Annotated in this window: 20 protein-coding genes; 13 read left to right on the plus strand and 7 right to left on the minus strand. The window is 58.7% G+C overall.

Annotation, left to right across the window (positions count from 1 at the left end; translation table 11 throughout):
* Positions 1-2: 2 nt before the first annotated feature.
* From HY29_RS03785 to HY29_RS03800, 4 genes are all read right to left on the minus strand, one after another.
* Positions 3-1,436, minus strand: coding sequence for a dihydrolipoyl dehydrogenase family protein (locus tag HY29_RS03785; RefSeq protein ID WP_034792604.1), 1,434 nt, complete (start codon positions 1,434-1,436; stop codon positions 3-5).
* Positions 1,436-2,176, minus strand: a complete 741-nt coding sequence (locus HY29_RS03790; RefSeq protein WP_034792607.1) for a TVP38/TMEM64 family protein — start codon at positions 2,174-2,176, stop codon at positions 1,436-1,438. The genes HY29_RS03785 and HY29_RS03790 overlap by 1 nt, the downstream gene beginning before the upstream one ends.
* The gene (locus HY29_RS03795) at positions 2,173-2,955 is read right to left on the minus strand and encodes a DUF547 domain-containing protein (protein WP_034792610.1); all 783 of its coding nucleotides are present in this window, start codon (positions 2,953-2,955) and stop codon (positions 2,173-2,175) included. Before HY29_RS03795 ends, HY29_RS03790 begins: the two co-directional genes overlap by 4 nt.
* Before the next feature lie 103 nt (positions 2,956-3,058).
* Positions 3,059-4,246, minus strand: coding sequence for a serine hydrolase domain-containing protein (locus HY29_RS03800; RefSeq protein WP_034792613.1), 1,188 nt, complete (start codon positions 4,244-4,246; stop codon positions 3,059-3,061).
* A gap of 189 nt (positions 4,247-4,435) precedes the next feature.
* On the opposite strand from HY29_RS03800, the gene rpmH reads away from it, so the two are divergent.
* The 4 genes from rpmH to yihA are packed head-to-tail and all read left to right on the plus strand — an operon-like array spanning position 4,436 to position 7,508.
* Positions 4,436-4,570, plus strand: coding sequence for a 50S ribosomal protein L34 (gene rpmH / locus HY29_RS03805; protein ID WP_034792616.1), 135 nt, complete (start codon positions 4,436-4,438; stop codon positions 4,568-4,570).
* Positions 4,571-4,613: 43 nt separating this feature from the next.
* A complete protein-coding gene (gene rnpA, locus HY29_RS03810; protein ID WP_034792619.1) occupies positions 4,614-4,982 on the plus strand; it encodes a ribonuclease P protein component in 369 nt (122 codons plus the stop codon).
* A 53-nt stretch (positions 4,983-5,035) separates the two neighbouring features.
* Positions 5,036-6,862 carry a membrane protein insertase YidC gene (gene yidC / locus HY29_RS03815; RefSeq protein ID WP_034792621.1) on the plus strand — a complete coding sequence of 609 codons (1,827 nt, stop codon included), beginning with the start codon at positions 5,036-5,038 and terminating at the stop codon, positions 6,860-6,862.
* Between the two features lie 4 nt (positions 6,863-6,866).
* Positions 6,867-7,508: a ribosome biogenesis GTP-binding protein YihA/YsxC gene (gene yihA, locus HY29_RS03820; protein ID WP_034792622.1), complete on the plus strand. Its 642-nt coding sequence runs from the start codon at positions 6,867-6,869 to the stop codon at positions 7,506-7,508.
* Here the strand turns inward: yihA and HY29_RS03825 are convergent.
* Entirely contained in the window at positions 7,505-9,667 is a 2,163-nt protein-coding gene (locus tag HY29_RS03825; RefSeq protein ID WP_241765127.1) for an acylase, read from the minus strand. The two genes, yihA and HY29_RS03825, sit on opposite strands and share 4 nt — an antisense overlap.
* Positions 9,668-9,804: 137 nt before the next feature.
* Here HY29_RS03825 and HY29_RS03830 point away from each other — a divergent pair, with 137 nt between their 5' ends.
* Complete coding sequence (locus HY29_RS03830) at positions 9,805-10,278, plus strand: GNAT family N-acetyltransferase (RefSeq protein ID WP_081811215.1); 474 nt, start codon at positions 9,805-9,807, stop codon at positions 10,276-10,278.
* Here the strand turns inward: HY29_RS03830 and HY29_RS03835 are convergent.
* Together HY29_RS03835 and HY29_RS03840 are read right to left on the minus strand one after the other, a co-directional pair.
* Positions 10,275-11,603, minus strand: coding sequence for a TrkH family potassium uptake protein (locus tag HY29_RS03835; RefSeq protein ID WP_206741920.1), 1,329 nt, complete (start codon positions 11,601-11,603; stop codon positions 10,275-10,277). The two genes, HY29_RS03830 and HY29_RS03835, sit on opposite strands and share 4 nt — an antisense overlap.
* Positions 11,600-12,268 (minus strand): potassium channel family protein, encoded by a 669-nt coding sequence (locus tag HY29_RS03840; RefSeq protein WP_034792626.1) that lies wholly within the window; start codon positions 12,266-12,268, stop codon positions 11,600-11,602. The genes HY29_RS03835 and HY29_RS03840 overlap by 4 nt, the downstream gene beginning before the upstream one ends.
* Before the next feature lie 162 nt (positions 12,269-12,430).
* On the opposite strand from HY29_RS03840, the gene argB reads away from it, so the two are divergent.
* From argB to HY29_RS03880, 8 genes are all read left to right on the plus strand, one after another.
* Positions 12,431-13,327 carry an acetylglutamate kinase gene (argB, locus tag HY29_RS03845; RefSeq protein WP_034792630.1) on the plus strand — a complete coding sequence of 299 codons (897 nt, stop codon included), beginning with the start codon at positions 12,431-12,433 and terminating at the stop codon, positions 13,325-13,327.
* Positions 13,302-14,330 carry a DUF1036 domain-containing protein gene (locus HY29_RS03850; protein WP_034792633.1) on the plus strand — a complete coding sequence of 343 codons (1,029 nt, stop codon included), beginning with the start codon at positions 13,302-13,304 and terminating at the stop codon, positions 14,328-14,330. The genes argB and HY29_RS03850 overlap by 26 nt, the downstream gene beginning before the upstream one ends.
* Positions 14,327-15,073: a pyrimidine 5'-nucleotidase gene (locus HY29_RS03855; protein WP_051601111.1), complete on the plus strand. Its 747-nt coding sequence runs from the start codon at positions 14,327-14,329 to the stop codon at positions 15,071-15,073. The genes HY29_RS03850 and HY29_RS03855 overlap by 4 nt, the downstream gene beginning before the upstream one ends.
* Before the next feature lie 19 nt (positions 15,074-15,092).
* Complete coding sequence (dapD, locus tag HY29_RS03860) at positions 15,093-15,920, plus strand: 2,3,4,5-tetrahydropyridine-2,6-dicarboxylate N-succinyltransferase (protein ID WP_034792636.1); 828 nt, start codon at positions 15,093-15,095, stop codon at positions 15,918-15,920.
* Between the two features lie 61 nt (positions 15,921-15,981).
* A complete protein-coding gene (locus tag HY29_RS03865) occupies positions 15,982-17,511 on the plus strand; it encodes a S10 family peptidase (protein ID WP_034792639.1) in 1,530 nt (509 codons plus the stop codon).
* A gap of 77 nt (positions 17,512-17,588) precedes the next feature.
* Positions 17,589-17,990, plus strand: a complete 402-nt coding sequence (locus HY29_RS03870; RefSeq protein WP_034792644.1) for a hypothetical protein — start codon at positions 17,589-17,591, stop codon at positions 17,988-17,990.
* 91 nt (positions 17,991-18,081) lie between these two features.
* On the plus strand, positions 18,082-19,971 hold the full coding sequence (locus HY29_RS03875; RefSeq protein WP_034792647.1) for a copper resistance system multicopper oxidase: 1,890 nt from the start codon (positions 18,082-18,084) through the stop codon (positions 19,969-19,971).
* Positions 19,968-20,777 (plus strand): copper resistance protein B, encoded by an 810-nt coding sequence (locus HY29_RS03880; RefSeq protein ID WP_034792649.1) that lies wholly within the window; start codon positions 19,968-19,970, stop codon positions 20,775-20,777. The genes HY29_RS03875 and HY29_RS03880 overlap by 4 nt, the downstream gene beginning before the upstream one ends.
* Positions 20,778-20,798 lie beyond the last annotated feature (21 nt).

Genomic DNA, 20,798 nt, shown 5'->3' on the forward strand with positions numbered 1-20,798 from the left:
GCCTAGGGGATGCGTTGGAGCAAGCCGACGAGGCGCTTTGCGTTCTTTCCGAATAGAACATCTGTGAAGTGCGCATTTGCCGCCCGTTTCACCACTTCTGCCCGTGTCGGGTAGGGGGAGATGAAATTGGTCAGATCCTTCACATCCAGCCCGTTCGACATGGCAACGGAGACCAGTTGCAGGATATCGCCAGCTCCTTCACCAACAATTGACGCGCCGAGCAGCTTGCCCTTGCGCAAGATCAGCTTGGCTTCGCCCAGCGTCTTGCCTTCGGCAATGGCGCGGTCGTTCTCACTAAACGGGAAGCTCGGCGCAGAAACAGACTCTTCACCGTAGCACTCTGTCGCTTCGGCTTCTGTCATGCCCAGCTGTGCGACTTCGGGGGATGTATAAGTGACGGCCGGAATGGGCAGGCTGTTCGCTTTGGTGAATTGCTTGAAGAAGGCACGGCGGCTGAAGACCGAAGCATGCCAGCCCGCGACATGGGTGAATTGTTCCCGGCCCGCGACATCGCCCAGCGCCCAGACGCGGCCATTCGACTTGGACCGCAAATTGTCTCCGACCTGGATGCTTGTCTCGTCGTGATCGACATTGCCCTTGTCCAGGGCGAGGCCATCCAGAACCGCGCGGCGGCCCAGGGCTACCAGCAAATGGCTGCCTTCAATGACCGAGGTTTGCGATCCGTCCTGGCGTTCCGTGCGAACATGAATGCTTTTGCCCTGGCCAGTCACATGCACGGCCTTGTGCCCCTCCAGCAGCGTGACGCCTTCTTCCTTCAGCGTGTCGATGGCGATCGCGGCATGGTCAGGGTCTGCCCGGCCGAGGGCGAGTTCCTTCTCCACGACCGTAACTTTGCTGCCAAGACGGGTGAAGGCCTGCGCCATTTCCATACCGATGGGCCCTGCGCCCAGAATGATGAGATGTTCTGGCAGCTCAGGCAGGTCGAAAATGGTCTCATTGGTCAGATAGGGGACTTCGCTGAGGCCCTCGATGGGGGGCACAAAAGCGCGCGACCCTGTGGCGACGACGATACGGCGGGCGACGGTGCGCGTTGAGTCCGAGACCAGGGTTTTGGAATCTTCAAAGCGTGCTGTCTCACGGATGACGGTGACGCCGAGCCCTTCGAAGCGCTCCTGGCTGTCGACCGGGGCAATGGTCTCGATGGCTGACTGGATGTGCGCCTTGACCTTCTGCCAGTCTGTTTGCGGGGCGCCTGCAGAAATGCCGTACTTCTCTGCCTCACGGACGGAGGCAGCGGCTTTTGCTGCGCTGAGCAGGGCCTTGGACGGGACGCAGCCATAATTCAGGCAGTCCCCGCCCATCTTTCCCTTTTCGTAAAGGACAACAGACAGGCCGAACTGGGCGGCGCCTGCGGCGGCGGACAGGCCTGCAGAGCCTGCTCCAATCACGGCCAGGTCAACGTTCAGGGTTTGCATCAGGAAGCTTCCTCAATCTTGCCCGCCTTGCGGGGAAACAGTTTTTTCCAGGCTACGGGGAGCAGGGAGACGACCACCAAAGCGAGCGCAGCGGGCAAAAGGTTCCGAAACACAGATGCAAGATCCGGGTCTTCGCCCCGCGCAAAGGTGGCGCCAAGGCCTGCCCCAACCCAGGTATAGGCGACCACGCCGGGCACAATGCCGAGCGCAGTGGTGATCACATAGTCACGGAATTTCGCACCCAGAATGGCCGGCAAGACATTGGCGACAGCAAAGGGCATGGCCGGCACAAAGCGCATGGCAAACATATAGGCCAGCGGGCTGTCCTGAAATTCTGTGCGGACTTTCTCTGCATAGCCGCCTGCCATCTTGCGCAAGGAAGCGCCCAGCGAAGTTCTTGCGGCCAGGAAAAGCAGGCTGGCCCCCAGGGTTGCCCCGGCAATCGTGGCAAGCGATCCGCCGACCAGGCCGAACAGAAAGCCGCCCGCAATCGTCACCCAAAGGGCGCCGGGCATCATGAAGAGGGTCGTCAGGGCATAGATACCGACAAAGGCCGCAATGGCGAGGACAAGATGGTCATCGACAAAGGCCCGCAGCGTGGCCTGCTGCTGGCGCAAGGTTTCCAGGGACAGATAGTCAAACAGGCTGAGCGCCCATGCCGCAATCAGGCCAGCAGCGATCAGATAAAGCGGCCACAGGCGCAGCCAGATCGGCCGGGATGTCGTGGATGTCTCACTCATTGTGGTGTCTCATGGGAAAAATCATTGAGGGACCAGTCATATTCATAGCCCCGGATACGCGGTGTCTTGCGGATGGCTTCAGCCAGGTCTGGCTCTGCATATTTCAGCAGGTGCTGGATCACGGCGGGTTTTGATCCGCCGAAATCGTCTTTGAACCAGTCATAAATGGTTGAGACGGTCAGGCCTCTGGGGCCGACACTGACACCGCGGGGATGGTTGATATAGGCGCGGGCCGCGGCATCCAGGTCCCGGTCCAGCGTATCGCCCTTCCAGGCGACGGGCTGCAGGTTCGGGCAAGACCAGGCGGCGCAATTGATGGCGTAGTGCACGCGCGGGTCGCCAAAGCGCGGACGCAGTACATCGTGCTCAATGCCATCAAGGGAGATCTCTTTCCCGTCTGCTGTGACCTTGATCTTCTTCCAGGGGCCGCCGAATACATAACCGTCCCGGATCGAGCCGAGCGCATATTTCTGCACAATGTAGCGCACGGTTACGGCATTATAGAGATTGGCCCAGGCGGCGAATGTATCGTCATCGCGGCCAGACAGGTCCATGTCGGCAAAGCTGGCAATATAGACATCCAGCTCAGCGCGGTCGGCCTGATTGGCCTTCAGGGCGGCATAATCGACGCGGTTCACGCCATCGTCTCCCGGGTGGACATAGTCAGACAGAAGGCGGGTCCACTGGGCATGTTGCGCAGAAGCAGGCAGGCTGATGGCAAGCGTCAGGACGCAGCCTATCAGCAGGGCTTTCACGAAGGTCAGGATCGAATGGGGCATGAAGTGTCTAGTATGGGGCGAATGCCGCAGACGCATAGCCTGACGCACGGAAAAATCCGTTCACGTCTGCGTGCGTTTCCCTGACGTCCGGGGGAGATGGGCCTCAGTGCCCGGCGGCTGCTTGGGAGGTGTCGAGTTCCATCCAGTCATGGAAGGGCAGGCCATAGGCCATGTCCATCACCTCAAAGCCGATGCCGTTCGGCTGGCGGGAGCTGGAGTTCCACAGGATGACAACGCCCGTATCGCGGTCAGGATCGAACAGGATGAAAGAGCGGTATCCTTCAACGGCGCCGCGATGGCCAACAACGCGGTTGCCTGCTTCGCCATATTTGTAAATGCGCCAGCCAAGCCCGTAACGGGCGTCGCGCACGGTGCCTCTATAGCGGCTGGACATGCGTGCCTGCTCGCGCCGGGTATAGATGCGCGGGGTTTGCAGCAAGTCGAGCGCTGTCTCGCCCAGGACGTCGGGGACCAGGCCCATATGCGCACGGGCATAGAGTGCGAGATCCCGGATCGAGCCATTGACGCCGCCCGCGGCCGGTATGCGGTAATAATTGTCATTGACGATTTTCTCCTTAGGGCGTCCCGCGGTGCGGCCACGCTTGGAGTAGGGGCGGGCCCAGGAGGGGGAGTTCTGCAGGCCGCTGCGGCCGATACTGGCGGTTGCCATGCCAAGCGGAACGAAGACGGAGCGCTGCACCGCGTCAGCATATTTTGACTCTGTGACATCCTCGACCACTTCGGCGATGCTGTCATAGGCGACATTCTGGTAGGTATGACACTCGCCAATTGCGCAGACAGGCTTCAGGGATTTCAGGCTTTCGCGGATCTTGGCCGGGTCCCAGCCATCTTCCAGACGCGTATCATAGGCGTTCGGCAGAATGCCGAGACGATGCGACAGGACATCTTCCAGGGTCGCGCGTTGTTCCCCGCCGCCGGGCAGGCGCAGGCTGGTCTTGAAGCTGCCGACCGTGTCGGTGATGTTGAGACGGGCCTGGCTGGCGAGAATGGCAATTTCTGTCGCGGCCACGCCTTTGGAGAGAGAGGCCCAGCGGAACACCGTGTCATCGGTGACCGGCTCGCCCCCGATTTCGGTGACGCCATAGCCCTTGGCGAAGGCGATACGGCCATCCTCAATCACGGCGACCGATAGGCCGACCATGTCCTCGTCTGCGGCCAGGCGGGTCAGCCGGGCGTCAAGACGGTCATAATCCATGGTCTGGGAGATGGCCGCTGCCGGTATGGCAAGCAGGGCCAGAAGGCAAAGAACGGCAGAGCGCTGAAACCGCATGTGACCTCTTCGAAAATTTTGCGCCCGCCCACATTCACAGAGTGCGCGAGACTCTTGTCTCGTGTAAAGAGTCTGCCGCATGGGGCGCTCAGGAAAGTGCTGTCTTGTTATGCCCCGATGGCTTGACCTTGGCCATTCATGCCTGTATTGGCCCCTCTTTCCGAGATACTTAGCTTTCAGAGCAGACCGATGAAACGCACATTCCAGCCGAGCAACCTTCGCCGCAAGCGCACCCATGGCTTCCGCGACCGCATGTCGACCAAAAATGGCCGTAAGGTGCTGGCGCGCCGCCGCGCCAAAGGCCGCAAGTCGCTGTCCGCTTAAGAGCGGGGCCGCCCCCGTCTGACTGAAGGACGGATGCCAGGCCATGACCAGCGAAATGCACACTTCCGAGATTGAGGTCGCCCGTCTTCGCGTGCGGCCTCAATTTCTTTATGTGCGTCACGGAAAATTAGAGCGGCGCAAGGCCCTTGTAATCCAGGCGCGCCCCAGGCGGGGAGAGGCCCCCGGCCATCACATTGGCGCCGGGTTTACCGCCACCAAGAAGATCGGAAATGCCGTTATCCGCAACAGGGCCAAGCGCCGGTTGCGTGAAGCCGCGCGTGTTCTCTTGCCGCAGCATGGGAAAGCGGGGTGGGATTATGTCTTCATTGCACGTATGGAGACGCCTGAGATTGGCTGGGCACGTTTGCTTGACGATATGGAAAGTGCGCTGATAAGCCTCGCCGCTGATTAAAAACCCCCACCGCCGAGTCGGTCGGGCTGATATAGATTTTCCGGGATCCGCAGATGGAAAAAGAAGACCAGCGCAATTTCCTGATCGCCATCGTTGCGATGATCGTGTTCGTGTTTGCCTATCAGAACTTTATCATGAAGCCCGCGCAGCAGAAATTCGAGGCGCAGCAGGCGGTTGAGCAGGCCGAACAGCAGACCGCAACGACCGCAGATTCCAGCGTGCCGGCTGTTGCACAGATCAAGCCGGTTGAAGAAGCCATTCAGGAGGATGCCCGGGTTGCCTTCAATGGGGACTCTGTCGATGGCACAATCCGCCTGTCCGGTTCCCGCATTGATGACCTCAGCCTGAAAAAGTACTTTCTGACGGTCGAAAAACTTGAAGAAGTCCGCCTGTTCCGTCCTGAGAACAGCGAATATGGCTATTTCGCCTCTTGGTATTGGGCTGACGGCTCTACATTGGTGGCGGGCCGCAACTCTCCCTGGAAACAGGTTGGAGAGGGCACGTTGACGACCTCAACCCCGATCACACTGCGTCTTGAAACGGATGGCCTGACCATCGACCGCGAGATTTCGGTTGATGACGATTACATGTTCACCTTCACCGATACGGTGACCAATACATCCGGCGCGCCGCGTGAGCTGCGCCCGGTCGGTTCTATTGAGCGCCATGGTGACTGGAAAGGCTTCCTGGATGTCACCGATCCTGGCGCTGGCAAGCAAACCGGTATTGCTCATGTCGGCCTTATGGGCGTGGTGAACGATGAATTGCGGATGAAGAAGTACAAGCCGCTGTTCCAGATGAAAGAAATCAAGGGCGAGACGAAAGAGGGCACTTTCCCGTCCGACCAGGGTGGCTGGTGGGGCCTGTCAGACAAGTACTGGCTGGGCGCGCTGGTGCCTGAGCAGGACCGTTTCTTTGCCGGCATGGTCGACAAGCGCAAGCTCTCCCGCGGAGCCGGGCTGGAGTTGCGCACGGAGACGGCGTCTCTGACGCTAGCACCCGGTGCCAGCGAGACGGTTTCCAATAGTGTGTATGCGGGCGCGAAGCGCTTTGAAGTGCTGCAGCATTACCAGAATGATCTTGGCATTCCGCGTATGGTGGATGCGATTGACTGGGGCTGGGCGTTCTTCCTGACCAAGCCTTTCTTCTATGCGCTGGAATGGCTGTCCGGCATTGTGGGCTCGTTCGGCTGGGCGATCCTTGCCTTTACGGTTCTGGTCAAGCTGCCGCTCGTTCCGCTCTACAATCAGAGCTACAAATCCATGGCGAAGATGAAGAAGCTGCAGGAGCCGATGAAGGACATCCGCGAGCGCTTCAAGGCGGACCCGCAGCGCCAGCAGCAGGAAATCATGAAGCTGTACAAGCAGGAAGGCGCGAACCCGATTGGGGGCTGTCTGCCGATCCTGTTCACCATCCCGATCTTCTATGCACTCTACAAGACGCTGTATGTGACGATCGAGATGCGCCACACGCCCTTCCTGTTCCTGAAAGACCTGTCGGCGCCCGATCCAACCGCGATTGGTAATCTGTTCGGTCTGATCCCGTGGTGGTCTGCCGCTGATCTGAAATCCATTCCGTTCGTTGGTATCGTCATTGGCATCGGTATCCTGCCGATCCTGTACGGCGTCACCATGGCGGCGATCCAGACGCTGAGCCCGCCGCCGCCAGACCCGACGCAACGCCGCATCATTCAGGCGATGCCGCTGGTGTTCATGTTTGTCTTTGGCGGCTTTGCCGCAGGCCTGGTCATGTACTGGGTGTGGTCGAACCTGCTTTCCTTCGCGCAGCAATATTTCATCATGCGGCGTAACGGGGTTGAGACCGAGATCGGCAAATTCCTGAAAGGCCTGATGGGCGGCAAGAAGAAAACGGCGGATTAGGCAGATGGAAAACGGTGACGGCTTCAGTGAAGAGGCGCTCGAAGTCGGCCGTGTGCTGTTTGCCGGGCCGGTCGAGTTCGTCAAAGGCGTGGTGGACCTGAAAGGTCTTCCGCCCGCGGACCGGACCGAAGTCTGCTTTGCGGGCCGGTCCAATGTCGGCAAGTCTTCGCTGATCAATGCCCTGACAAACCGGGCCAAGCTGGCGCGCTCTTCAGCCGAGCCGGGGCGGACGCGCGAACTCAACTATTTCGATCTCGGAGAAGGCCAGCTTTACCTGGTTGACCTGCCGGGCTTTGGCTATGCCAAGGTCAGTCGTTCCCAGGCCGAAAGCTGGATGAAGCTGACGCGTTCCTATCTTCGCGGGCGGCCGAGCCTGCGCCGGGTCTTCCTGCTGGTCGATGCGCGCCGAGGTCTGATGGATACGGATGAGGACGTCATGAAAATGCTCGATACCTCTGCCGTCACTTACCAGATTGTGCTGACCAAGGTCGACAAGCTGAAAAAGTCCGAGGCTGACGCCATCGCTGCCGGCATTGAAGCCAAGCTGAAAAAGCATGGCGCGGCGCATCCTCTCGTGCGGATGACCTCATCCGAAAAAGGGTGGGGCATTCCGGAGCTGCGCGCCGAAGTGGCCAGCCTGATCTAATCTTTCCCCGGACGGTATATGCGTTCCGCATTCGCTTCGATGGCATCCCAGTCTGTCAACGCTGTGCGCCAGCCTTCGGCTGCGAACAGAGGCGCCTGATCAGCATAATGCGGTGATGCACTGTCCAGCGTGGCGCTTCCGAAATTATGGATCACCCGCGCAGTTTGTGTGCCGTCTCTGTCCCACTCGACGAGTGCGATCCAACTGTCGCCGGCACTCATGTGTAATTCGCCGTCTTCGCGAATGCCTGCTGGATAGACAGCGCGTAACGTGTCCGGCGCACCACTTAGAGGCAGGTCTACCCCGCCGCGCACGAGGCGGTTTACCTCGCCCCATTCCAAATCAACGCCGCCATGATGATCCGTCAGCCAGCGAACGGCTTCGCGGAAGGCTTGCTCCCGGGGTGGCGCAGCCTCTCCTGTGTAACGCGCCGTGATTTCTCGCAGGACGGTCAAAACGCCGAGCGCGGCATGCCGGTTTGCGGCGTCTGTCCTGAAGTCCCACGCGGCAAGATGCTGGGCGGCGGCTTGCATTTCGGCATCCTCGCTCCAGTCCATGGCCAGGATTTCGGCGACAATTTCCTGTGTTTCTGAGCCGTCTGCATAGGCGTTGTCGAATTTGATACGCAGCAGTTCAGCCTCTCCGATCGGGGTGGCGCCATCTGTCTGTTCGATGACGCGCAAAGCGCGATTGGTCTGATTGGTCTGCAGGCCCATACTTTGCGGGAAGTCTTCTGGCTGCAGATTGTCTGGTCCATCTGTTGCGCTGAAGGGCTGGTTGTTGGCGTTGAAGACAAAGCCGGACATGGGGTTGATCAGCTTCGGTACAGCATCCCAGTCGCGATAATCTTGCCAGATCAGGTCAGACCGGTCGCCTGGCATATCCGCAGACCAGTCCCATGCGTCATTCCGATCAGGATATTGGCCATTGTGAATGAAGGCGATGTTTCCGGCTTCGTCTGCATAGATATAATTGATGGAAGGCAGGGCGTTCATCGACATTGCGGACAGAAAGTCTTCCAGAGAGGCCGCCTTGTTCAGGCGGTAATATTGCTCCAGCTGACGGATCTCTCCCATGCCGGCATAGCGCAGGGCATAGGTGCCGTGCTTGGCCTCAATCACCGGACCATGGGCAGAGCGTAGGACCTTACGCTTGACGGGTAGCGCGAAAGGACCGGCAAGGCGGACCATGAGTGTGACGGGGGTTTCTTCGAAATCGGTCCACTCGCCGTCAAGCTTGTACTGGTGAGGATTATCCGGATTGCGTGTCAGCACATAGACGTCCGACAGGTCCTGCGCACTCACCGTGTTGGCCCAGCCCAAATGCGCATTGAAGCCGTGCAGGATCAGCGGTGTGCCGGGAAACAGACCGCCTGTCATGTCGAGACCTTCCTCTGATGCCATGTGCGCCTCATACCACGCCACCGGACCCGTCAGGGGCTGATGAGAGTTGATGAGGAGCCGCGTGACGTCGTCACCTGATCGCTGTGGCGAGACGGCAAAGGCATTCGATCCGCGCTCAGACATGCGCTTGGGCGCCATCAGGAAGGCCTTGCGGTCTTCTCCCTCCGGATCAAGCGCGATGGTTTGCGTGTAGTCTTCTCCAAACAACTCCATCAATGTGCCATCAAGGCCGTAGAAAAAGGGTGTCTTGAAGATGAAGCCCGCGACGACATCCTGCGCTGTAAATGGCGCGAGGCCCTGCCAGGTCGTGCCGGGATGCTCAGCAGCGTACAGGTTCAGCCCCGCGGCATAAGCCTCCGCAATGGCTTTGGTCTCTTCCGGAACGTCGCTGTCATAACGCGCTTCGATCGTATCCCACACGCCCAGCAGACGGACCATGTAATCGACCGGCGCGGCATCCTTGCCACGATAACTGGCCATGACACCGCGCGTGGCTGCGACCACTTCCTGGATCGTCTCATAATCATCCTCGGCATGGGCATAGGCTATGCCAAACGCTGCGTCTGCGTCGCGCGCCCCGCGCACATGTGGAACGCCCCAGCTGTCACGGAGGATCTGAGCATCATAGTCTGCGGCGGCAGCAGCCAGAGTTCCGGCATCCGGATTTTCGGGCAGGGGGTGCCAGAGGTAAACTCCGCCCCCGATCAGAAACGCTGCGAGCAGGACACCCAGTGCGGCCAGTATGCGTTTCAACATGTGCATTTCCCCCGGTATTATATCTTTCTGCCAGCCTACTGGGCAAAGTCAGTCTTGTCGCCTTGTACCTTTTCCTCTCGATATTGACCTTGAGGGCTGGGTGAGCACTATCCGCCGCGAGGCAATAGGAGAGCGGTATGTCTCTGGAGATCCGGATTGATGATTTGAGCGGCCCTGAAGTGGCGGAGCTGTTGACCTCGCATGCGGACCTCATGCTGTCGCTCAGCCCGCCGGGGAGTTGCCATTTCCTGCCTCTGCAGGGCCTGAAAGTGCCAGAGGTAACGTTCTGGTCGATGTGGCAGGATGAGGCGCTTGTCGGGTGCGGCGCGTTGAAGGATCTGGCGGACGGAGCTGGCGAGATCAAATCCATGCATACGCGGCAGGATTTGCGCGGAAAGGGTCATGGCCGCGTGATGCTGGAGCATATTCTGGCTGAGGCCCGTGCACGCGGTTACGCGGCGCTGTATCTGGAGACGGGCTCAATGGATGGGTTCATTCCGGCTCGCAAACTTTATGAAGCCTATGGCTTCACGTATTGCCCGCCATTTGGAACCTATGTGGAGGATCCCCATAGTGTGTTCATGAGTCTGGATATGCAGGCGGCTGCTTAACCGAGGAAGACCGAGCCTTCGGGATACTTCACACGTGGCTGCGTCTTGGTCGCCAGGAAGAAGCCCAGCGTTAGCGGTCCGATCCGGCCCAGGAACATGATCAAGCAGATCACCGCGCGGCCGACCTCGTTAAGGTCTCCGGTAATGCCTCGGCTGAGGCCGACGGTGCCAAAGGCCGAGCACACTTCGAACATCACGTCCATGAAGTCCAGTTCGTGTGTCGCGGTGATGATGAACATGCCGGCAAAGATCGTGAACACGCTGATCGTCAGCAGAGCCATCACTTTCAGGCCTTCGGCAAGACCGATGGAATAGCCGAAGGCGCGCATTCTGCCGCTGCTGCGGAAGAAGGCGAAAGTGGCGAGGAGGAGCACGAAAGCGGTGGTGACCTTAATGCCGCCAGCCGTTGACGTGCTGCCGCCGCCAATCACCATCAGTACGATGGTTATCAGTGTTGTGTCGTGGCGCATGGCGCTTGTGTCCATGGAGTTGAAGCCAGCCGTTCTGGGCGTGACGGCCTCAAACCAGATGGCATTCAGTTTTTCCGGCAGCGAATGAAGGCCCGCCAGGGTGCGCGGATTGCTCCATTCTAGAGCGGCATAGGACAACATGCCAAACAGGATCAGACCAAAAGTGCCGACCAGCATCAGCCTTGTATGCAGCGACAGCTGGCTGATACGCTTTGAGACAACAAGGTCCGAGATCACGGCAAAGCCCAGGCCGCCGATAATGAACTGAATCGAGGTCGTATAGATGACGGTGGGAGAGCCGACATAGCCCATCAAACTGTCTGGAAAAAGCGAGAACCCGGCATTGTTGAAGGCCGAGATGGAATGAAAGACTGCCTGCCAGATGCCTTGCTTCCAGCCGAACTGGGGCACGAATTCAAAACATAGCAGGATGGCGCCGGCAATTTCGCAGATCAGGACAAAGCGGAAGATGAAGGAGGCAAGTTCCAGGAGGCCGCCAATCGAGCGCAGGCCCATTTCTTCCCGCAGGAATTGTCTCTGGGCCAAGCCGATCTGCATGCCCATGGAAGACAGGACCACGACTGCGAAGGTCATCATGCCCATGCCGCCGAGCTGAATCAGCACCATTAGGACACCTTGCCCGAAATGGGTGAAGTCCGCGCCGGTATCGACGACAGCCAGCCCGGTCACGGTGACAGCAGATGTTGCCGTGAACAGCGCGTCTGACCAGGTGATGTCGGTCGTGGTGGAGAATGGCAGCTTCAGCGCGAGCATGCCAAGGAGAATCCAGCTGAGATAGATCAGCGCCAGAAGGGCGGGGGTCGGCAGCGTGGAAAGGCGGTCTTTCAGGCTCAAGCGTCGGATCCGTCTGCGAAGCGGCGAATGTCGGCGCGGTTCCCAAACAGGATGAGCCGGTCATCTTCCCCCAGATTCTGTTCGCCGTCTTCAATGGGAAAAACCTGTTTGTCGCGGATCACGCCCAGGCAGGAGAGGGCATATTTTTCCTTCAAGCGCTGTGGAGAGAAGCCGCGCGTGCTGAAGCGGGAAGGTACGCGAATTTCGGCCAGGAAAACTTCATCCCACAGGCAGAGATAATTTCGCATGCGTGGATTGTGGACCAGTTGTGCCAGGTGGAGGCCCTCATTGGCCTCCGGTAGGACAACATTCTGAATGCCGATCCGCTCCAGGATGGTCTTGTGCGTATCATTCTGCGCCTTGACCCAGACATCGGTGCAGCCCGCCTCAAGAATGTTCATCGATGCCAGGATGCTGGATTGCATGTTCTCGCCGATGGATATGACCACTGCATCATAGGCTTCCAGGCCGATCTCTCGGACGGCCTTCATGTCCGCGGCATCTGCGACCAGGGCGGAGTCGATTTCGTCTGCGATGGAGGCGACTTCCGCCTCTTTGACGTCTACGCCCAGTACGCGGTCGCCCATGCGGGTCAATTCCCGCGCGACGGCCATACCGAAAGTGCCTAGACCAATGACCACCACATTGCGTCTGCTTTGAGCCATGCGAATAACCGTATCTGTTGGGGGGAGGGGCAATTGTCCAATAATAGCGACGCCTGCGGCATCGTGATCAGCGCATAACGCAGCATAGGTCTGGCGGTTTCGCAATGCAGTAAAAATTCTCACCCCTTACCGAGGCGGAAAAACCACGCTAAAGGGGCGCGCATGACAGACCAGATTTCCCCCGCCCAGTTCACCGCCCGCACGCTTTCGGAGGCGCTGCCCTATATCCAGCGTTATGCCGGGAAGACGATTGTCGTGAAATATGGCGGCCACGCCATGGTGGATGAGAGCCTGGCAGCGATCTTTGCGCGTGATGTGGTGCTGTTGAAGACCTTGGGCATCAATCCCGTTATCGTGCATGGCGGCGGCCCCCAGATCGGCAAGTTGCTGGACCGGTTGGGCATTGTGTCCGAATTCAAGGGCGGTCTGCGGGTCACAGATGAAGCGACCATGGAAGTGGTCGAAATGGTGCTGTCCGGCCCGATCAACAAATCCATTGTCCGCGCCATCAACCAGGCAGGGGGCAAGGCGGTTGGCCTGTCCGGCTCGGATGGCAATCTGATCCAGGCCGAGAAGGCCAAGAAGACAGAACGCGACCCGGATAGTCATATCGAGCAGGTTCTGGATCTTGGCTTTGTCGGTGAGCCGAGCGCTGTCGATACAAGTGTTATTGATGCCCTGCTGAAATCCGATTCCCAGCTTATTCCGGTTGTTGCCCCGGTCGGCGCCGGGCCTGATGGCCACCGCTATAATGTGAATGCCGACACGGCGGCAGGCGCGCTGGCGGCAGCCCTTGGCGCAAGTCGCCTGTTCCTGCTGACGGATGTTGCCGGGGTGATGGACAAGCAGAAAAACCTGCTGCGCGATATCGCCGTCGATGACATTCCGGGGCTGATTTCAGACGGTACAGCTGCAGGTGGTATGATACCGAAGCTTGAAACTGCGGCCCAATCTGTAAAACATGGGGTCGGGGCGGCAGTCATCCTCGATGGGCGTGCGCCGCACGCCTTGCTCATGGAGCTATTTACCGAACATGGCGCAGGTACGCTCATTTCTTAAAGGTCTTGTCTTTCTTGCGGCCAGTCTGGCCTTGCCAGCCATTGCGCAGGCGCAGGAGGGCGATGGCTGGAAACTCTGCAACAAGACAAGCTACATCATCGAAGCCGCCGTCGGTCGTCCGGTTGGTGGCAGCATCAATGTCGATGGCTGGATCAAACTGCAGCCGGGCTCATGCCAGCTGGCCCTGAAAGGTCCGCTGGAGCCGAAATATCACTTTCTATATGGCCGCACATCCAGCGCCCATCGCGGCGGTGTGCGCGAATGGCGCGGTGAGACGGAATTGTGCGTGGACCCGACCGGTGGCTTCTCTCTGGAAAGCCCGCCCAATTGTACTGCCATGGGCCTGGAGCCGCGCGGTTTCCGCCCCGTTCAGATCACCAATCGCACACGCTGGAGCACAAGCTTCACCGAGATCGACAATTATGATCTGGAGAAGGCCCGCACAGCCGGGGTTCAGCGCCTTCTGGAAGAAGCCAATGTCTTCTCCGGCGCGATTGATGGCCATATCGGCTACAAGACGCGCTCGGCGATTGGAGACTTCCTGAAGAAAAACAATCTGCCGGCAGATACGTCAGACTCAGACCTGATCGATTTTCTGGAACAGGTCGCCAAGGATGCTGGCCGCAATGTCGGCTTTACGCTGTGCAACCGGACGGACAAGCGCATCTGGAGCGCCATTGCCCGGCGCGGGACCGAAGGCTGGGAAAGCCGCGGCTGGTGGATGCTGGAAGCAGGCGGCTGCGCGCGCGCCATCGATCGGGGTCTGCGGAGCACGGAATATTATGTCTATGGCGAGATGGAAGACGGCACCCGCACGCGGACGCTGGCGAAAGCCTCTGATGCCTTCTGCGTTGGCCGGGCGAAATTCGCCATTGTCGGCCGCGATGATTGCGAGGCCTCAGCCTATCGAACGGCCCTGTTTGAACGCACGCCGGAACCGGTAGACCGCCGCCTGGTGTTTGAATTCTTCGAGCGTGATTTTGCCAAGGCGGGAACCCAATGATCTCTTCCAAGGCGGGCGTCCATATCGCGCCATTTGGCAGCTTCGGCCATGTCAGGGACTGGGTATTCGATCTCGACAACACACTCTATCCGGCAGAATGCGACCTCTTTGCCGAGATTGATACGCGGATGACGGATTTCGTCTCGCGGTTGCTGGATCTTCCGCCAGTTGAGGCGCGAAAACTGCAGAAACATTATTATGCGACCTATGGTACGACCCTGTCGGGGCTGATGAAGGTCCACAAGATCGACCCGGCGGAGTTTCTTCACTTTGTGCACGAGATAGACCTGTCGCCCCTGCCGGACCTGCCAATATTGCGCGATGCGCTGACAGCCCTGCCCGGGCGCAAATTTGTCTACACGAACGGATCGCGCCGCCATGCTGAGCGTGTGGTGGACAAGATGGGCCTGTCTCATCTGTTCGATAGCAGCTATGGCATCGAGGATGCGGGCTATACACCCAAGCCCAATCAGGCGTCCTATGACCGTTTTGTCGCGCTGCATGACATCAAGCCGGGACGGGCTGTCTTCTTTGAAGATCTTGCCCGCAATCTGCTGCCAGCCAAGGACATGGGCTTCACAACGGTACTGGTGCATTCCGAAAAGGATTGGAGCCATGAGCCGATCGAGGCCCGTCCGGCCAATCTGGATGACCTGTTGGGGGATGACGGGCCAGACCACATAGACTATGTCACAGGCGACCTTGCTGCCTTTCTTGAGGCGGCAATTGAAACCTTGGACTAAACGGCCCCCGGAGAAAAAAATGACAGAAGCCCTTGCCGCCTCCATCGAACAGGCGTGGGAAACCCGCGATACGCTGACCACTGAAACACGCGGTGACGTGCGCGATGCAGTCGAGGCCGCCATTGACCTTCTCGATTCCGGTGAAGCCCGCGTTGCGAGCCCGAATGGCGATGGCAGCTGGGAAGTGCATCAATGGCTGAAGAAGGCCGTGCTGCTGTCTTTCCGCCTGAACGCCAATGGCATGATTTCCGGCGTGCCGGGCGGCGGGAATTGGTGGGACAAAGTGCCCTCCAAATTCCAGGGCTGGGGTACATCTGACTTCGAGACTGCCGGCTTCCGCGCCGTGCCGCCCTGCGCCGTGCGCCGCGGCGCCTATATCGCGAAGAACGCTGTATTGATGCCGTCCTATGTGAACATTGGTGCTTATGTTGGCGAAGGCACGATGATTGATACATGGGCCTCTGTCGGCTCCTGCGCGCAGGTTGGTGCGAACTGCCATATCTCTGCAGGCACTGGCATTGGCGGCGTTCTGGAACCGCTTCAAGCGAACCCGACCATCATTGAAGACAATTGCTTCATCGGCGCGCGGTCTGAAGTGGTTGAGGGCGTGGTTGTGGGCGAAGGCTCTGTCATCGCAATGGGCGTGTTCATCACCCAGTCCACCAAGATCGTGAACCGCCAGACGGGCGAGATCACCTATGGCAAGATACCGCCTTACTCCGTCGTCGTGCCGGGCACGCTGCCGGACAAGAATGGCGGACCGAGCCTCGCTTGCGCCGTGATCGTGAAAACGGTGGATGCCCAGACGCGCTCCAAGACCGGCGTGAACGAGCTGTTGAGAGCATAGGCAAGGCCTTGCCGTGAAAGGAAATTCCGTGTGATGTCACCTTCTAGAAAAGAGGTGTGACATGCGTGGATGGATAATGGCGCTGCTGGTCGCGGTGGCTGCCCCGGCTTTTGCGGAAACAGATACGGCGAAGACCGAGACGGAAGAGGCAGCAAAGCCCATTCCGGACCCTGTTCTTTTCACGAGCACGCATACAGGCACATTCAACGGGCAGCGCGTTGCCTATCGGGTTGAAGCTGGCGAGACATATCTCAAAGGCGACAGCGGTGAGCCTGAGGCGAGCCTCTTCACCTATTCCTACATCAAGGAAAAAGCAGGCAGTGACCGTCCGGTCACCTTCGTGTTCAATGGTGGGCCAGGCTCTGCTTCCATCTGGCTGCATATGGGCTTGTTGGGCCCCAAGCGCGTTGTCGTTCCGAGCGCCGCGGACGCAGACGATGGCGCGGCGCCGTACCGCCTTGTCGACAATCCCTTCTCATTACTGGATGAGACCGACCTTGTGTTCATCGACCCCATCGGCACGGGGTTCAGCCGGGTGATCGGGAAAGGTGAGGGCAAGACTTACTGGTCTGAACAAGGGGACGCTGCGTCCTTGTCCGAATTCATGCGCATCTGGTTGACGGACCACAAACGCTGGAATGCGAAAAAATACATTACCGGCGAAAGCTTCGGGACAACTCGCGCAGCTTATCTCGTCTATGAAATGACGACGGGGGATGTGGACATCGCCTTCAATGGCCTGATGCTGATCTCACAGGCGCTTGACTATGAAGGCTCCACACCCGTTCACGACAATTTCTATTCCTATGTCACCTATCTGCCGAGCATGGCTGCGACTGCGCAGTATCATGGCAAGGCGGGGGCCGGCATCAGCCAGGCTGATTTCCTGACTCAGGCACGGGCCTTCGCGCAGGATGAGTATGCGCCTGCCTTGTTGAGGGGTACGCGGCTCAGCGCTGAGGAACGCGCGCATATCCGCGATCGCCTGGCCTATTTCACCGGCCTTTCGCCGGAGTATATCGAGCATTCGGATCTGCGTATCCTGACGCCGCGCTTCACCAAGGAACTCTTGCGCGATGAGGGCGTGGCACTCGGGCGGCTTGATGCGAGATATACAGGCGATGAAGCAGACGATGCAGCTGACCGTCCGTCAGGTGACGCGGCAAGCTACAGTGTCAGTTCGGCCTATTCGGCTCTGTTCAATCAATATCTGACTGACGCACTGAATGTGGAGATGGACCGGCCCTATATCGTTTCCAGCGGGGAGGTGGCCGAGGGCTGGAATTTTACCGGCACTGAAGATAACGCAGGTTTGGAGCCGGAGTATTATAATGTGGCCCGCAAGCTGGCGACGGCCATGCGCCGCAATTCAGACCTGAAAGTCTGGGTGGCGAATGGTGTCTATGATCTTGTGACTCCCTTCTTTGATGCGGAGATGACTTTCGCCCGTCACGGTATTCCGGCCGACAATGTGGCCATGACATATTATCAAGGCGGTCACATGATGTATCTTCATGAGCCGTCGCTGGAAGCGCTGACCTCTGATTTCAGGTCATTCTTTGATGGCACGCTCGAGGACGAGCAGCCTTAGAGGCACAGCGCGCACCCTCGGTATATTGCCCATGGCCTTTGGCTGTCCTAGGTATCATCCCAAGGAAAGGCTAGGGAATGGTGTTGGCACTGCGTAATCTGTTTCTGGTCATGGTGGCCATTTTCCTGGGATCGCAGCAGGCGATGTGTGCCTGTACCGACCACTCGCGCCACGGCACCAGCGCTGCGCATGCCGCCATGGACGTGCCGGCGGCGTCTGCGGGCCATTGTGACGACATGGCGTCTGCGCCTTCGGATATGCCAAAGGCGGAGTGCCATCCGGATACGCCCTTTCTGGCAAAGGCCGCGGATTTCAGTACCAAGGGCGTGCAGGGGCCAACCACAAGGGTCGTGATGCCGGTGCCCCCAGGCCTGGTATCCCAGAAAGCCTATCGTCTTGAGGCGCGCGGACCGCCCAGGCAGATGCCTGACCCGCCAAACATTACCCCCGTCAGCTTGAAAATCCGTCTTCTGAATTGAGTGAGATGCGCTGGTTTGTGCGCATCCGGTGAGGCTTTGCCTGCTGGAAAGCTGCCTTGTGCAGCACACTTAATTCTCTGGATTTTCAAACATGTTGAACAGACGACAATTCATGTACGCGTCGGCCGCGTCCGGCCTGCTCAGTGGCCTGGGGACGTTGCTGCCAGCCTGGGCCCGAAGTGCCAGTGATGGGAATCATGGTCTTCATCCTCATACGGAGACGGAGTTCGACCTGACGGTCGGGACGTTTCCCGTGCGCATTGATGGCAGGGTAGGTGAAGCGACCGGCGTGAACGGTACGCTGCCCGCGCCACTGATCCGCTTTCGCGAAGGCGACGAGATTACCCTGAACGTCAAGAACACGCTGGATGTCGATACATCCATCCACTGGCATGGCCTGCTCGTGCCGTTCCAGATGGATGGCGTGCCGGGCGTGACGTTTCCCGGCATCCGCCCAGGGGAAACCTTCACTTATAAATATGCCGTGCCGCAGTCCGGCACCTATTGGTATCACTCTCATTCCGGTCTGCAGGAACAGGAAGGCCATTATGGGCCGATCATCATCGACCCGAACGGCGTAGATCCGGTTGCGTATGAACGGGAATATGTTTTGGTGTTGTCGGACTGGAGCTTTGAGCGGGCAGAGCGGATCTTCGCCAAGCTGAAAAAGTCTAGCGACACGTACAATTTCCAGCAGCGGACCCTGCCTGACTTTCTGGCTGATGCCAGGGAGAGCGGATTTGGTGCGGCATGGTCTGACCGGGCGATGTGGGGCGCGATGCGTATGTCTCCGCGTGACATAGCGGACGTGACCGGATCAACCTACCACTTCCTGATCAACGGCCATTCGACCAAGGACAATTGGAACGGTGTCTTCCGCAAGGGAGAGCGCGTCCGCTTGCGGATTATCAACGCCTCGGCCATGACCATCTTCAATGTGCGCTTGCCGGATCTGCCGATGACGATTGTGGCCGCAGATGGCCTGAATGTGCAGCCGCTGGAAGTGGATGAATTCCAGATGGGCGTTGCTGAGACATATGATGTGATCATCTCTCCGCCGGAAGACCGGGCCTATGCTTTCGTGGCCGAGAGTATTGATCGATCCGGTCAGGCCGTGGCGACATTTGGGCCGCAAGCCGGGATGCGTGCTGAAGCCCCGGCTCTCAGGCCTGTGCCGACACTAACCATGAAGGATATGGGCATGGATCATTCGGCCATGGGGCATAGCGATATCACTCATGAGGTGAGAACAGAAAGTGCCCTGACGAGGGAAAAAGCAGATCACTCCAAAATGAACCATTCTGCACACGGCATGCCGGGGCATGACATGGGAGATATGGCGGCGTCAGACGGCTGGCCTATAGAGGCTCGCCCTGTGAAGCGAGGGCCTGGTGTGACAAAGGTCAATATGATGCCGATCAGCCGTCTGGATGAGCCAGGTCTCGGTCTGGAAAATGTCGGGCACCGGGTGATGCGGTACTCCCAGTTGCGCAGTCTGGATCGGAACCCGGACCTGCGTGCACCCGAACGGGAGATTGAGATTCATCTGACCTCGAACATGGAACGTTACATGTGGTCGTTCGATGGGGTGAAGTTTTCTGAAGTGAAAGAGCCTATCATCTTTCATGAGGGCGAACGTCTAAGGGTCAGCCTTGTCAATTCCACGATGATGCCACATCCAATCCATCTGCACGGCATGTTCTTTGATCTCGTCAATGGCGGCGGAGATTACTCTCCGCGCAAGCATACGGTGATCGTAAAGCCGGCCGAGAAAGTCTCCTTTGATGTGTCGGCAGATCATGTCGGAGATTGGGCCTTCCACTGCCACCTTCTTTATCACATGCATGCAGGCATGATGCAGGTGGTTTCCGTTTTGCCATCGGATGATGCCGCTTCAATGCAGGATCATAAGACTATGGATCATTCCAAAATGAACCATTCCGGCATGGGACATGACATGAAGATGGAGGGCGACCAATGAGGCCGGTTATTCTTGCCCTCTGGATCATGGCGCTAGGCGTGTCCTCCGTATACGCACAGGAGCATTCCGGACATGAAGATCATTCCGAGAGCGCGCCTTGGTCTCAGGCAGATGCCTATTTCGATCCGGCAGAAATGGCGGCTGCTCGAGCGCATGTCCTGCATCACAATGGTGATCAGGCCTTTGGTAGGGTGATGCTCAACCGCGCCGAAGTGCAGATGTCTGACGATGAAGAGATCGGTGTGTGGGATGGTTCAGCCTGGTATGGCGATGACATCAACAGGCTCTATTTGAAGACGGAAGGGGAGTATGCCTTCGAGGAGGGTGCCTTTGAAGAGGCGGAGGCCCAATTGCTCTGGTCGCATGCGGTCTCGCCCTATTTTGATCTGCAAGCGGGCGCACGGTACGATTTTGAGCCTGAAGGCCGTGCGCATGCCGTGCTCGGCTTTCAGGGGCTTGCGCCTTACTGGTTCGAAGTGGACGGCGCCCTCTATCTCAGCGACGAAGGTGATTTGACGGCGGACTTTGAGGCGGAATATGAGCTTCTCTTGACCCAGCGCCTGATCCTGCAGCCGCGTGTCGAGCTGGCCATGTCCGCTCAGGATATTCCGGAGCTTGAAACCGGGGCGGGCTTTACAAATGTGCAGGCAGGCCTACGCCTTCGCTATGAGATCAGACGGGAATTTGCCCCCTATGTCGGCTGGGAATATCACAGCGCCCTGGGGCAAACGGCGGATTATATAGAGGCCTCAGGCGATGAAACAGGCCAAGCCTACTGGGTCGTAGGCATCCGCACCTGGTTCTGAGCATTTTTATTCGGGAGCAAC

Origin of the sequence: Hyphomonas beringensis, from assembly GCF_000682755.1 — a bacterium.
Lineage (GTDB): Bacteria > Pseudomonadota > Alphaproteobacteria > Caulobacterales > Hyphomonadaceae > Hyphomonas > Hyphomonas beringensis.